The sequence below is a fragment of the Maritimibacter harenae genome (assembly GCF_009882975.1).
Lineage (GTDB): Bacteria > Pseudomonadota > Alphaproteobacteria > Rhodobacterales > Rhodobacteraceae > Maritimibacter > Maritimibacter harenae.
In genome coordinates, this window is sequence record NZ_WTUX01000006.1 from 300,724 (window position 1) to 313,005 (window position 12,282).

Annotated in this window: 13 protein-coding genes and 1 pseudogene; 8 read left to right on the forward strand and 6 right to left on the reverse strand. The window is 67.2% G+C overall.

Translation table 11 applies throughout. From position 1 onward, the window contains the following. The first annotated feature begins 22 nt into the window (after positions 1–22). A complete protein-coding gene (locus GQE99_RS03910) occupies positions 23–763 on the forward strand; it encodes an SDR family NAD(P)-dependent oxidoreductase (RefSeq protein ID WP_161350271.1) in 741 nt (246 codons plus the stop codon). 3 nt (positions 764–766) lie between these two features. On the opposite strand, the gene aroE is transcribed toward GQE99_RS03910, so the two are convergent. The 3 genes from aroE to GQE99_RS03925 all read right to left on the reverse strand — a co-directional run bounded on the left by aroE (position 767) and on the right by GQE99_RS03925 (position 3,092). After that, on the reverse strand, positions 767–1,582 hold the full coding sequence (gene aroE / locus GQE99_RS03915) for a shikimate dehydrogenase (protein ID WP_161350272.1): 816 nt from the start codon (positions 1,580–1,582) through the stop codon (positions 767–769). Next, on the reverse strand, positions 1,579–2,016 hold the full coding sequence (gene aroQ / locus GQE99_RS03920) for a type II 3-dehydroquinate dehydratase (RefSeq protein ID WP_161350273.1): 438 nt from the start codon (positions 2,014–2,016) through the stop codon (positions 1,579–1,581). Before aroQ ends, aroE begins: the two co-directional genes overlap by 4 nt. A 92-nt stretch (positions 2,017–2,108) precedes the next feature. Beyond that, positions 2,109–3,092 carry a DUF2793 domain-containing protein gene (locus tag GQE99_RS03925; protein WP_161350274.1) on the reverse strand — a complete coding sequence of 328 codons (984 nt, stop codon included), beginning with the start codon at positions 3,090–3,092 and terminating at the stop codon, positions 2,109–2,111. A gap of 264 nt (positions 3,093–3,356) precedes the next feature. Between GQE99_RS03925 and GQE99_RS03930 the strand changes: the two genes are divergently transcribed. Both GQE99_RS03930 and GQE99_RS03935 read left to right on the forward strand, forming a co-directional pair. Then, the gene (locus GQE99_RS03930) at positions 3,357–3,998 is read left to right on the forward strand and encodes a TetR family transcriptional regulator (protein WP_161350275.1); all 642 of its coding nucleotides are present in this window, start codon (positions 3,357–3,359) and stop codon (positions 3,996–3,998) included. 163 nt (positions 3,999–4,161) lie between these two features. After that, positions 4,162–5,418, forward strand: coding sequence for an MFS transporter (locus tag GQE99_RS03935; protein ID WP_161350276.1), 1,257 nt, complete (start codon positions 4,162–4,164; stop codon positions 5,416–5,418). A gap of 39 nt (positions 5,419–5,457) precedes the next feature. Here GQE99_RS03935 and GQE99_RS03940 read toward each other — a convergent pair whose 3' ends face one another. Together GQE99_RS03940 and GQE99_RS03945 are read right to left on the reverse strand one after the other, a co-directional pair. Then, positions 5,458–6,270: a siderophore-interacting protein gene (locus tag GQE99_RS03940; RefSeq protein WP_161350277.1), complete on the reverse strand. Its 813-nt coding sequence runs from the start codon at positions 6,268–6,270 to the stop codon at positions 5,458–5,460. Beyond that, positions 6,257–7,165, reverse strand: a complete 909-nt coding sequence (locus GQE99_RS03945) for an ABC transporter substrate-binding protein (protein ID WP_161350278.1) — start codon at positions 7,163–7,165, stop codon at positions 6,257–6,259. Before GQE99_RS03945 ends, GQE99_RS03940 begins: the two co-directional genes overlap by 14 nt. Positions 7,166–7,270: 105 nt before the next feature. Between GQE99_RS03945 and GQE99_RS03950 the strand changes: the two genes are divergently transcribed. From GQE99_RS03950 to GQE99_RS03970, 5 genes are all read left to right on the forward strand, one after another. After that, positions 7,271–8,254 carry a FecCD family ABC transporter permease gene (locus tag GQE99_RS03950; protein ID WP_161350279.1) on the forward strand — a complete coding sequence of 328 codons (984 nt, stop codon included), beginning with the start codon at positions 7,271–7,273 and terminating at the stop codon, positions 8,252–8,254. Next, positions 8,251–9,270, forward strand: a complete 1,020-nt coding sequence (locus GQE99_RS03955) for a FecCD family ABC transporter permease (RefSeq protein ID WP_161350280.1) — start codon at positions 8,251–8,253, stop codon at positions 9,268–9,270. Before GQE99_RS03950 ends, GQE99_RS03955 begins: the two co-directional genes overlap by 4 nt. Continuing rightward, a complete protein-coding gene (locus GQE99_RS03960; protein ID WP_161350281.1) occupies positions 9,263–10,069 on the forward strand; it encodes an ABC transporter ATP-binding protein in 807 nt (268 codons plus the stop codon). The genes GQE99_RS03955 and GQE99_RS03960 overlap by 8 nt, the downstream gene beginning before the upstream one ends. Before the next feature lie 284 nt (positions 10,070–10,353). Next, positions 10,354–10,899 carry a DUF1007 family protein gene (locus GQE99_RS03965; RefSeq protein ID WP_328794042.1) on the forward strand — a complete coding sequence of 182 codons (546 nt, stop codon included), beginning with the start codon at positions 10,354–10,356 and terminating at the stop codon, positions 10,897–10,899. Beyond that, a complete protein-coding gene (locus tag GQE99_RS03970) occupies positions 10,881–11,840 on the forward strand; it encodes a nickel/cobalt transporter (RefSeq protein ID WP_161350282.1) in 960 nt (319 codons plus the stop codon). Before GQE99_RS03965 ends, GQE99_RS03970 begins: the two co-directional genes overlap by 19 nt. A 210-nt stretch (positions 11,841–12,050) precedes the next feature. Here GQE99_RS03970 and GQE99_RS03975 read toward each other — a convergent pair. Beyond that, positions 12,051–12,282 (reverse strand): annotated as a pseudogene (locus tag GQE99_RS03975) (PQQ-dependent sugar dehydrogenase); the annotation flags it as partial.

A 12,282-nucleotide genomic window follows, 5' to 3' on the forward strand; every position in this document is an offset into this window, starting at 1 on the left:
TTAGGGTCGAAAGGAGACTTCCATGACCAAATCGCTTCCTGCCAAACGATACTGGATCATCGGCGCCAGCGAGGGGCTGGGCCGCGCGCTTGCCGAAGCGCTGGATGCGCGCGGGGCGGCGCTGGTCCTGTCGGCGCGCAGCGGGGACAAGCTCGAGGCGTTGGCCGGGCAATTGCGCGATGCGAAAGCGGTGACCGTGGACGTGACCGATCCCGCCTCGGTCGCGCGCGCGGCCGAGGAGGCCGGGGATTTCGACGGCTTCATCTACTGCGCCGGGGCGTATGATCCGATGAAGGCGACCGCGTGGGACGGGGACGCCGCGCGGCTCATGGTGAACACCAACATCACCGGCGGGCTCAACGCATTGGGCGAGGTCGTGCCGCGTTTCGTCGAGAAGAACACCGGGCACATCATGCTGATCGGGTCGCTGTCCGGCTTCCGGGGCCTGCCCGGCGCGGTGGGATATGGCCTGTCGAAGGCCGCGCTCATGCACACGGCGGAGAACCTGCGCATCGACCTGTCGAAGACCGACATCCTCGTGCAGCGCGCCAACCCCGGTTTCATCAAGACCCGGCTGACGGAGAAGAACGACTTCAAGATGCCGCAACTGATGGAGCCCGAGACGGCCGCGGAACACGTTCTCTACGCCATCGACAAGCGGCGCTTTTCGTATTCCTTCCCCAAGCCCTTTTCACTGATCTTCACGGTCGGGCAGCACCTGCCGCTCTCGTGGTTCCAGGGCTTCTTCAAGGGGCTGGTTTAGGCTCTAATCCAGCGGAATCGTCATCGCGTCGATCACCGGCCGCGTGTCGGGGCGCTTGCCGCGCCACCAGACGAACGCCTCCGCCGCCTGCTCCACCAGCATCCCGACGCCGTCCGCCACCTGCGCGCCGCGCGCCTGGGCGGTGGCGAGGAAAGGGGTCAGCCCCTTGCCGTAGACCAGGTCATAGGCGAGCCGCGCGCCCTCGAACACGGTGTCGGGCAGCGGTGGTTTTTCGCCGGTGAGGCTGAGGGTCGTGGAGTTCAGGACGATGTCGTAGAAGCCCGAGATATCCTCGTAGCGCGACGTGATGATGTGCCCCCGGTCCGACAACAGGTCCCGGATCGCCTGGGCTTTGGCAGTGGTGCGGTTGGCGATGGTCACTTCGGCGGCCCCGGCCGCGAGAAACGGGGCGACCGCGCCCCGCGTGGCCCCGCCGGCCCCGGCGAAGAGCACCCGCGCGCCCGAAATCGGAACGCCGAGGTTTTCGGTGATGTCGCGCACCAGCCCGACGCCGTCGAAGTTCTCCGCGATGATCCGCTCGCCGTCGAAGGCAAGGCAGTTGGATGCACCGCAGATCTTCGCGGCATCGCGCGCGATGTCGGCCAGCTCGAACGCCTCGACCTTGAAGGGCACCGTGACGTTGACGCCGAGGCCGCCAGAATCGCGGAAGGCGCGCACGGCGTCGGCGAACCCGTCAAGCGGGGCCTCGATCGCCTCGTAGGTCAGGTCCTCGCCGAACTGCCGGGCGAATTCGGTGTGGATGAACGGGGACTTGGTGTGGCCCAGCGGGTTGCCGAGCACCGCGTAGCGCGCCGTCATGTGAGCAGCGACGCCATGCGGCGCAGCGCGAGCGTGTAGCCCTCGACGCCGAACCCGGCAATCACACCGTCGGCGCGCAGCGAGACATAGGAATGGTGCCGGAAGCTTTCGCGCTTGTGGACGTTCGAGATATGCACCTCGATCACCGGCCCCTCGTAGGCGTTGAGCGCGTCGAGGATCGCGACGGAGGTGTGGGTGTAGGCGGCCGGGTTGATGATGATCCCGTCGGCCGCGGCGCGGGCGCGGTGGATCATCTCGACGATCTCGCCCTCGTGGTTCGATTGGAACAGCGCGGTCTCGAGTCCAAGTTCGCCGCCCAAGGTGGCGCAGGTGGCCTCGACATCGGCCAGCGTGTCCGCGCCGTAGATCTCCGGCTGCCGCTTGCCCAGCAGGTTGAGGTTGGGACCGTTCAGGATGTGGATCGTCTTTGCCATGTGCTTCGCCCTCGTTTCCCGGGCGCATAGCATGACCGGACGCAAACGCCGAGACTGGATCGCGCGAATCCGCGCGACCCGTGGCGGATCGGTCAGGTCCAGCGGCCGACCGCGACCAGGTTCACGTCCGGTGTCACGGTGTCCGCGCCGGTCAGGTTGAAGCTCTCCACGTCGACGCTCGCCGCCGTCTGGCCCGACACCGTGACGACGCATGGCGTGCCGCCGAGGACAGTCGCGGTGACGGTGAAACCTGCATCCGCGAAGGCCGCGGGCAGGGTCCAGGTGGCGGGCGCGCCGGAGGCGGTGGCGAAGGCGGCCACGTCGCAGATCAGCGTGCCGTCGGCGAGCTTGGTGTAGCGCCCGGTCGCCCCGGTCCCGTTTTCGATCACGGCCGAACCGGGGCCGGGCGTGGCGGTTACGGTGCCGACCATGCTGGCCGTGGTCACGACCGCGTCGCCCGGCCCGACGTTCATCACCTCGTCCCAGCTCGACCCGTCCGCGCTGACCTTGATCGAAAAGGCGTCGTTGCCCGCAAGCCCCATCTCGGCGCGCCCGGACCAGTCGGTCTGGAACAGGAGCGACGCGGTGTCTGCCACCCCTGCCTTGTTGATCTTGAGCTGATGCCCCGCGCCGTCGTGGGTGAGCAGCGTGGCCGGCGCCGCGCTGGTCAGCCGGTTGGTGGCGTTGGCCACCGCGTTGACGCCGACGCCGGCTAGGTTGTCGAACTCGACCGTCGCGGTGGCCCGCACCCACCCGGTGCCGTCGTGGACGAAGACATCGGTGTCGCCCGTGCGGGTGGCGAGCCAGCCCGCCTGTGGCGTCACGAAGTCCCACGCCGCGTCGAGCCAGGTCGCCACCTCGCCGTCATGCCCGGCCCAGTCGCCGGTCGCCCCGGCTCCGATCGCGTGACTCTCGCCGTCGGCGGGCGTGCCCGGTGGCGTGGTGGTGCCCATCGTGTCGAGGCCAAGCTGCACGATGGTGTCGAGCCGGCGCAGCGCCTCGTTGTGGGTGACGTGTTTCTGGGCCTGGGCGGGTTGGAGAAAGGGCAGCGCGAGGCGCGGCGAAGCCTGGGTCATGGGGCCTCCGTCTGGTGGGAATGGTCGTGTCCTCATAGCGCGCGATCCCGGTTCTGACGGTGAACCACCGGGTCCGTTCGTTAACCCATTGGAAAGATTCAAATCCCCTGCATTTTCACGCTTCGTGAATGGACCCAAACTAACCTATTGATCATGATAGATAAATTGGCCGGGGTGGGGGTTTCCTACCTTGTGTTGACAAGACATCGTGTTAACACTCCGCGCAGGAGGGCAGTCTCAACATCTAAAATCGGGCACAATAAAATGAAAGACGAGAGACTACGCAAATCCTGGAAACAGGACTCGGAAGGCGTCAAGCACGACATCCTTTCCGTCGCAATGGACGCCTTTGCCGACTACGGATTGGCAGGTGCCCGGATCGACGTGATCGCCGAGCGGACGAAGACGTCCAAGCGGATGATCTACTATTATTTCGGGGACAAGGACGGGCTCTATGTCGCCGCGCTCGAAGCCGCCTACGCGCGCGTTCGGGCCGGGGAGCAGGACATCGACATCGAGGGCCTTGGCCCGCGTGACGCGATGGCCGAGCTCATCACATTCCTTTTCGACTACTACCGCGCCAACCCCAAGCTGGTGCGCATGGTCATGTGCGAGAACGTGAACCAGGCGCGGTACCTGGAGCAGTCCGAATTCATCCGCGATCTCAACCTCACCAGCATGCGCCGCATCTCCCGCGTCGTGGCGCGGGGTCAGGAAGAGGGTCTGTTCCGCGACGATGTCGACGTGACCGCGCTCTACTGGCAGATCCAGGCGCAGTGTTTCTACAACGTGGCGAACCGGCCGAGCTTCTCGGTCAAGTTCGGCGACTCGGTGTTCAGCGAAGAGGGCCAGGACGCGCTGCGCGCGCAGATCGTGGAATCGGTCCTGCGCTACCTCGCCCGCTGAGGCCAACAGGAAGAGAGGCGCCCGCGGGGCGCCTTTTCGCTGTCTTCGCCATCACGGCCACGCCCGGTGGAACTTCGGGCGGACGTGATCGTTTTCCGGTTTACGCAACGCAAAAACGCCTTTAGGGGCGCGCCCGACACGCCGGAAATCCGCGAGGCTCGACATGCTGACAGTTCTCTTGCGCGTCTGGGCCCTGCTGTTCGGCGTTCTCCTGATCATGATCGGCAACGGCATGCAGTCCACCCTGATGGGTGTGCGCGGGGGCCAGGAAGGGTTCTCGACCTTCGAACTGTCGGTCGTGACCTCGGCCTATTTCGCCGGCTTCCTGATCGGGTCGCGCACCGCGTCGAGCTTCATCCGCTCCGTGGGTCACGTGCGTGTCTTCGCCGCGCTGGGGTCGTTCATGTCGGCGGGACTCATCGCGTTCCCGATCATTGTGGAGCCCTGGGCCTGGGTCGCGATTCGCCTGCTGTTGGGTTTCTGCCTGTCGGGCGTCTACGTGTCGGCGGAAAGCTGGCTCAACAACAACGCGACGAACACGACGCGGGGCACGATCCTGTCGGCCTACATGCTGGCGCAGACCTTCGGCATGGTCGGGGCGCAGGCGCTTGTGGGCGTCACGCCGGTCGACGGGTTCGCGGCCTTCGCCATCGCCTCGATCCTCGTGTCGCTGTCCTTCGCCCCGATCCTCCTGTCGGCAAGCCCGGTGCCGGTGGTGGAGAACATCAAGCCGATGACCTTGAAACGGCTCTACCAGGCTTCGCCGCTGGCCACCGTCGGCACGCTTCTCCTGGGCGGCGTCTTCGCCGCGCAGCTGGGCATGGCCGCGGTCTATGGCAGTTCCATCGGGCTCAGCACGGGGCAGACCACCACCTTCGTCGCCGCGATCTTCCTGGGCTCCATCGTGTTCCAGGTGCCGATCGGCTGGGTGTCGGACCTCGTGGACCGGCGGCTGCTGATCCTGGGCGTGGCATCCGTGGGCGGTGCGGGCAGCATCGTGCCGTGGATCGTCGGGCCGAGCTTTCCGGTGCTGCTCGGCGCGGGCTTCCTGATGGGGGGCATGGCATCGCCGCTCTATTCACTGCTTGTCGCCTATTGCAACGACTACCTCGAGCTCGAGGACATGCCGGCCGCGTCGGGCGGTATCCTCTTCATCTACGGGGTCGGGGCCATCGTCGGCCCGCTGGTCACCGGCCAGATGATGGACCTGATCGGCAACAACGGCTTCTGGCTGTTCATCGCGGGAACCTTCGTGGCGATCGCCGCCTGGTGCGGGTACCGCATGACGATCCGGCCCGGCCTGCCCGCCGACGAGACGGGCGACTACATCTCGCTGTCGCCCAACGCTTCGCAGGTGGCCGTGACGGCGGTGACCGAGTGGACCGCCGAGCAGGATGCCGAGGACGAAGATCAGAACTGAGGGTCCGGAAACAACAAAGGCGCCCCGAGGGGCGCCTTGTTATTTGGTCGGAGTGGCGAGATTCGAACTCACGACCCCTGACTCCCGAAAAGAGTGGTCGACAATTGCGAGGTCGTCTCCAAACCAGTCCGCCCGGCGCTTGGCACGGTCGACCTGTTCCGTGGTCAGGCCGGCCTTCCAGTAGCCCGAGGTGACCACGCGCGATCGTGGCAAGCCGAGGTCGTCGAGCAGCAGGCGGCGGAAGCGGCGCATCTGCGATGCTTCGCAGGCGGCGAACACGAGGGCGTTCGAGCCGGGCGCGCGACGGCGCAGGTGCGCCTCGATGGCCTCCGCCGATGGCTGGTGATGCACCGCAACGGAACATCCCGCTCGCTGCGCGATGTCAGGGCGTGTCTCCGGCGGCGCCAGAAGAACGAGCTCGACCTGCCGCGCGGGGTGGGCACGCTCGGCCAACGCCGCCATCAGGGGCAGACCGGAGGGGTCCGAGACGAGGATCGTCGGGCCGTCGCCGGGCCGGTCGAGGCAGATCTTGGGCGCCCCGCCGTGACGCCACCCGATCTCGTCGCCGGGACGGGCCTGCCGGAGCCAGCGCGCGGCCGGGCCCTCGCCTGCATGGACCACGAAATCCACGTCGAAGCTGCCGTCCTCATGCCAGCGCCGGTAGGTGAAGGCACGCGGCCGGGAAGGCGCGGTGCCGTGCCCGGGAAACCGCAGGCGGCAGTGCCCGCCGTGCGGGCGCTCGTGCGGCAAAGCACCATCGTTCAGCGGCGCGAATGTCACGCGCCGCATCGTGGGGTCGAGCGGGCGCACCTGCTCGACCCGGACCGTATGAAAGCCGTCACTCGACGTCATAGATGCGCGCGATGTCTTCGAGCATCAGCTTCGCGGCAAGAATGCCGCCGGCGGTGTTCCAGATCGCGTCGCTGACCTCGTGGACGCGGCCGGCCTGCACCGCCGAGAGCGATTGCCAGAGCGGGTCGTTCAGCACCTCGTCGGCCAAGGCGTCGCCCTCACCGTCGCCGGTGTCGTAGGTGAAGTGGAAGATCCGGTCGCCGTCCATGTCCGGAATGCTCTCCTTGCCCGTGCGGATCGCGAAGGCATCGACCTTCTGGTTCTCGGGACGGTCAAAACCGATGTCCTCAAGCAGAACGCCCGAGAAGCTGTCGAGCTGGTAGATGCGGATCTGGCCCGGGAGAAACCGGATCACCGAGACCTTCTCATTCAGCGCATCGCCCAGCGACTCGCTCAGGGCGTCCACGCGGGTTTCGTAGTCCGCGATGGCGGCCTCGCCCGCTTCGGTGAGACCGAGCGCTTCGGCATAGAGCCGAAAATTGATCTGCCAGTCGCCGCGCAGTTCGGCCGACATGACCGTCGGCGCGATGGCCGAAAGCTGGGGATAGATCTCTTCGTGGCGCTGCGCGTTGCCGATGATCAGATCGGGCTGCAAGGCCGCGACCAGTTCGAGATTGACCGCGTTCTCGGTGCCGACCGGGACGGCATCGCCCATCTGCTCGGTGATGTGGTCCCACCACGGGTCGCCGTTCCAGGAGTTCGCAGCCCCCACCGGCACCACGCCGAGCGCCAGCAGCGCCTCGGTGCCCTCGTTCGTCAGGACGACCACGCGTTCCGGCTCATCCGGCACCTCGGTGGTTCCGAGCGCATGGTCGACCTCGCGGGCTTGAAGCGGCGCGGCGGCCAGCAGCGCTACGACCGGCAGCGCGGCGAGAAGGTGTCTGAGCAGTCTCATCGGGTGGGAGTCCTTTTTGTTGAGTGATTCAGTCGGATTTTCCGCAAATTGATTGACTAAATTGCTCGGGAATGTCAATCGACCGCCGAAGAAGGCGCGTCCAACATGAAGAAATCCGTCACAATCCTGGTGCTGGTCCTCGGCCTCGCCATCATCGCGAGCCTGCATTTGGGGCTGAATGTCTATGCGCCCGCGGCGGTGCTGTCCGCGCTCGGCGGTGCGGACGGGACCGATGCGATCATCATCACGAGCTTGCGCATTCCGCGCACGCTGGTGGCGATCTGCGCGGGTGCGGCGCTCGGCCTGTCGGGCTTTCTCGTTCAGGCCTCGACGCGCAACCCGCTTGCGGAACCGGGGCTCCTGGGGATCAACGCGGGCGCGGCGTTCAGCGTGGTCCTGGGGATCACCCTGTCCGGCTCCCTCGGTCTTGCCGCGATCGGCGGGCTGGCGCTGGCCGGGGGGCTGGTGACCACCGCGCTCGTGTTCGGCATCGTCACGGCGGCCGGTCGGACCGCGGGTCCGGGCACGACGCTGCTGGCCGGGGTGACTCTGGCCGCGATGCTGGCGTCCCTGACACAGGTGCTCCTGCTGGTAGACGAAACCGCGTTGGAAACCATGCTGTTCTGGCTCTCAGGCGGGTTCGCGGACCGTAGTTTCGAGGTTCTCGCGCTCGGCCTGCCGTCTCTCGTCATCGGATTGGTCGGGGCGCTCGCCATCGCTGGGTCGCTGGATGTGCTCCGGCTCGACGACGACAGCGCCGGGGCGCTCGGGGTGCGCGTAACGGGCATCAGAATGGGCGCCCTCGCGCTTGGTGCCTTGCTGGCCGCGGGCGCGGTCGCGATGGCGGGTCCGGTCGTGTTTCTGGGCCTCGTCGCCCCACACCTGGCCCGTCGCCTGGCGCCGCGCGCCACGAGCGCGGGCCAGATCGTCGTCACGGTGCTGACCGGCGCGAGCATCGCCGTCTTGGCAGACATCGTGGCCCGGCTCATCGTGCTGCCCGGCGAGGCGCCCATCGGTGCCGTGCTGGCTCTGGTCGGCGTGCCGATCCTTGTCAGCCTTCTGCGGCGCAAGGCGGAGGCCGTGCTATGAACCGGATCGCCGTCCCCACGCGCCTCGCGGCGATGGCCGCGTGCCTCGTCGCCGTCACCGTCGTCGCCACCGGCGTCGGGTCGAGCGCCCTGCCGCTCGACCGGGTGGTCGCCGCGCTGATCGGGCGCGGGGAGACCATGGACGAGGTGATCGTGTGGACCCTCCGCCTGCCGCGGGTGGCGCTCGCGATCCTTGCAGGCATGGCGCTCGCCCTTGCCGGCGCCCTTCTCCAACGGGTCACACGCAACCCGGTCGCCGCGCCCTCGATCCTCGGGATCACCGACGGGGCCGCGGTGGGCGTCGTGGCCTTCCTCTGGATCTTCTCGGACGATGCCAACGCCTTGACGGTTTCGATCCACTGGCAGCCGCTGGCCGCCGCGCTCGGCGCACTCGTCTTCTCCGCGCTCGTGGCGGTTCTCGCCCTGCTCGATCCCCAGGGCCGCAGCCCGCTGCGCATCATCCTCTACGGCATCTCGCTCGCCGCGCTGGCCAAGGCAGCCGTCACGCTGATGATGATCCTGGGGCCCGTCTATCGCGCGGGCCAGGCACTGACCTGGCTGACCGGGTCGATCGGCGCGGCACATTGGAGCGACGTGGCCACGGTCGCGGCCGGCCTGGTTCTCGCCACGGTGGTTCTGGCACTCCTTGGCCGGCTGGTCAGGCAGCTTGTGCTCGACCCTGACACCGCGGCGTCGACAGGGGTTGCGGTCGGGCGCACGCAGCTCGTGTTCCTCGCCCTCGCCGTGGCGCTGACCGCGCTCGCGGTGTCGCAGGTGGGCGCGGTGGGGTTCGTCGGACTGATCGCGCCGCATATCGCGCGCTTCCTCCACGGGCAGTTCACCGAGGGCTTCCTCGCGGCCACGGCGATGATCGGCGGCGCGCTTGTCCTCGGCGCCGACACGCTGGCGCGCACGATGGCCGCGCCCGTCGAACTGCCGGCCGGTGCGCTCACCGCGCTGGTCGGCGCGCCCCTCTTTCTCTGGCTTCTTCTGAAGGAAAGGCGAACGCATGGCTGAAGCCCTTGCCCGCTTGCGCGGAGTCACCGCCCGCTACGACGGGGTCACCGCCCTCGACCTGGTCGACCTGGATCTTCCCGACGGCCGGATCACGGCCTTCTGCGGCCCCAACGGGAGCGGCAAGTCCACCGCCCTGCGTGTCATGCGCCGCCTGCACGCTCCCTCGAACGGGACCGTCGAAATCGCCGGGCGCCCGCTGCACGACTGGTCGCCGAAGGAGCTGGCCAAGTCCGTCGCGATGCTGAGTCAGTCGCCGGACGCGCCGCCGGAACTGACCGTGCAGGACCTCGTGCGGCTGGGCCGTTTCGCCCACAAGCGCGGGTTCCGCGGACAGCAGTCCGAGGACCGCGCCGCCTGCGACCGGGCGCTGGAGGTCACGGAGATGGCCCACCTTGCCGAACGTCCGATCGGACGGCTGTCCGGGGGGCAGCTGCAAAGGGCGTGGATCGCCATGACCATCGCGCAGGAAACGCCCCACATCCTTCTCGATGAACCGACCAACCACCTCGACGTGTCGCACGCCTTCGAGGTGCTCGAGCTGGTGAAACGTCTCAACCGGACCGAGGGTCGCAGCATCGTTCTGGTGCTGCATGACCTCAACATGGCGATGCGCTATGCCGATCACGTGGTGCTGTTCGACCAGGGGCGCGTGGCGGTCGCCGGGCCGACCCGAAGTGTCTTGACGGAGGATCACATCACGGAGGTATTCGGTATTGAGTGCCGGCTGATCGAGATCGAAGGGCAGGACGTGCCGGCGGTCGTGCCGCTTCCGAGCGAGCAAGCCATTTTAGCGCGCTAATCGCCCACCGTTGAAATGTATCTCGGCTTTCTGTGGACAAGCGGGTTCGACGGTGACGGGCGATCTGGTCCGGCCGCTGATTACAAGAGAGCGGCAGCATGGAATCGCGCAGTTATGTCGAGGGCCTTGCCGTCTCGACGCTCCCACTAATATTAAACGGCATGATCCTGCGCGTCCTTCTTTCCGCCGTTGCCATGTCGGCAACCTTCGCCGGTGGCGCCTAGGCCCATCCGCATGTCTTCATCGACGCCGCCTTCGAGCTGATTTTCGACGAAAAGGGCGCGATCGAGGCCGTCCGTATCGACTGGGCCTATGACGAGTTCTATTCTCTGATGCTGATCGAAGAGAACGGTCTCGACGCCGATGGCGACGGCACGCCCGAGCAGGCCGCGCTCGACACCTTTGCCGGTCACGACGTCGACTGGGCCGCGGGCTTTCCCGGCGATTTCACCGTCGAGTTGGACGGCGTCGCCGTCGATCTCGAAAGGCCAGTTAGGCATCGCGCCCGCTTCGAGGACGGGCGGCTGGTAACCTCGCATGTCCGCCCTCTTGCCGAATCGCTCGACGTATCGACGGGCACGGTGACTGCGCGGGCCTACGACCCGACTTACTTCGTGGCCTACGATGTGCCGGAGACGCCCGGCATTTCGGGGCGCGGCGATTGCAGCCTCGTGCGCGAGGAAGCAGATCGCGAGGCCGCCGAAGAGGAATACGGGGAGCAACTCGCCGAGGTCGATGCCTCCTCCGACCCCTTCGAGGTGGTCGAGCTTCCAGATATCGGCGTGTTGTTCGCCGACAGCTTCGTGCTGACATGCACCGCCTCGTCCTGATTGTCCCGCTGTTGCTCGCCGGTGCCGGGATTTGGGCGCTGGCGACCGGCCTCGATGCGGAGGTGGCCCGCTGGGCGGCGGGCTGGCAGCGCGAGTTCCAGAACGCACTGGCCGGAGGGCTGCGCGCGCTGCGGGCGGGCGAGCCCAGCGCCGTCGCCGCGCTGGCGGGACTATGCTTCGCCTACGGCTTTTTCCACGCGGTGGGGCCGGGGCATGGCAAGTTCCTGATCGGCGGCTACGGGGTCAGCCACGAGGTGCCGCTGCTGCGGCTCTCCGTTATCTCGCTGCTCGCATCGCTCGGACAAGCAGTGACCGCGATCGCGCTGGTGCTGACCGGGCTGCTTGTGATGGGCTGGACGCGCGCCCAGATGACCGGCGCGGCCGAGACCATCATGCTGCCGCTGAGCGCGCTGGCCATTGGACTGATCGGACTTTGGCTTACCTTTCGCGGCGCGCGCAAGCTGTGGAGCCTGCGGGCCGAAGCCACTGCGGCGCGGCAGCGCGGCCATCAGCATGAGCATGACCACGTGCACGGCCATGACGGCAGTTCAGGCTGCGGCCATCGCCACGGGCCGAGCGTGGACGAGGTCCGCCGTGCCGGCGGGTTGAGCGACGCGGTGGCGCTGATCGGTGGCATTGCCATTCGGCCCTGCTCAGGTGCGATCCTACTCCTGGTGCTGACCTGGCACATGAACATCCTTGGGGCCGGTATCCTCGGCGCGCTGGCGATGTCCACAGGCACCGCGGCGCTCACTATCCTCGTCGCCGCGAGCAGCATCTTCGTCCGGGAGAGCACGTTGTTCTCCTTGTCGGGGTCGGCCCGTGCCGCTCATGTGCTGCCGGCGATCGAAATTGCTGCCGGCGCCGCCATCTTGCTGGTGTCGATCCAGATGGAGGGTATGGCGGCCTTACGCAGTGTGAACGGAGTCCTACCTTGGTAAGGAGCCTATGAAGGACGTCGACTTACCGAGCGGAAGCCAGCAGCCGATTGCGAAACTCAACGGGGCCAAGGAGATCCTCGGCCTCTGATTTCTTTCGGCGGAGGGTGGGTCAAGTTCTGCCCAGAACCGGTCGAACGAAAAGGGGCCGCCCGATGGGAGGCCCCTTCCGATTTCAGATCGCGCCGCGCGAAGGGCGCGACAGAATGGACGTCAACCGCCGGGCGTCAGCTTGTGGATGGTGCCCGCGCCGTCCATTGCCGTGTAGAGGCTGCCGTCGGGGCCTTGAACAAGCGCCCGGAACCGGCCCGACTGCATCGGCAGGGTCATCTCGGTCACGTCGACCACCGACAAGTCATCGTCCAGCTCGATCACGTCGATGCGCTGACCCAACGGTGTCCCGCCGAAGCCGATGCCCATCAGCCCGACGACCATGTTGCCGTTC

Coding starts and splice junctions, on each gene's coding strand:
- GQE99_RS03910 (WP_161350271.1), top strand. CDS start 23: ATGACCAAATCGCTTCCTGCCAAACGATACTGGATCATCGGCGCCAGC.
- aroE (WP_161350272.1), bottom strand. CDS start 1,582: ATGACGGCGCGCTACGCGGTGCTCGGCAACCCGCTGGGCCACACCAAG.
- aroQ (WP_161350273.1), bottom strand. CDS start 2,016: ATGGCAAAGACGATCCACATCCTGAACGGTCCCAACCTCAACCTGCTG.
- GQE99_RS03925 (WP_161350274.1), bottom strand. CDS start 3,092: ATGACCCAGGCTTCGCCGCGCCTCGCGCTGCCCTTTCTCCAACCCGCC.
- GQE99_RS03930 (WP_161350275.1), top strand. CDS start 3,357: ATGAAAGACGAGAGACTACGCAAATCCTGGAAACAGGACTCGGAAGGC.
- GQE99_RS03935 (WP_161350276.1), top strand. CDS start 4,162: ATGCTGACAGTTCTCTTGCGCGTCTGGGCCCTGCTGTTCGGCGTTCTC.
- GQE99_RS03940 (WP_161350277.1), bottom strand. CDS start 6,270: ATGACGTCGAGTGACGGCTTTCATACGGTCCGGGTCGAGCAGGTGCGC.
- GQE99_RS03945 (WP_161350278.1), bottom strand. CDS start 7,165: ATGAGACTGCTCAGACACCTTCTCGCCGCGCTGCCGGTCGTAGCGCTG.
- GQE99_RS03950 (WP_161350279.1), top strand. CDS start 7,271: ATGAAGAAATCCGTCACAATCCTGGTGCTGGTCCTCGGCCTCGCCATC.
- GQE99_RS03955 (WP_161350280.1), top strand. CDS start 8,251: ATGAACCGGATCGCCGTCCCCACGCGCCTCGCGGCGATGGCCGCGTGC.
- GQE99_RS03960 (WP_161350281.1), top strand. CDS start 9,263: ATGGCTGAAGCCCTTGCCCGCTTGCGCGGAGTCACCGCCCGCTACGAC.
- GQE99_RS03970 (WP_161350282.1), top strand. CDS start 10,881: ATGCACCGCCTCGTCCTGATTGTCCCGCTGTTGCTCGCCGGTGCCGGG.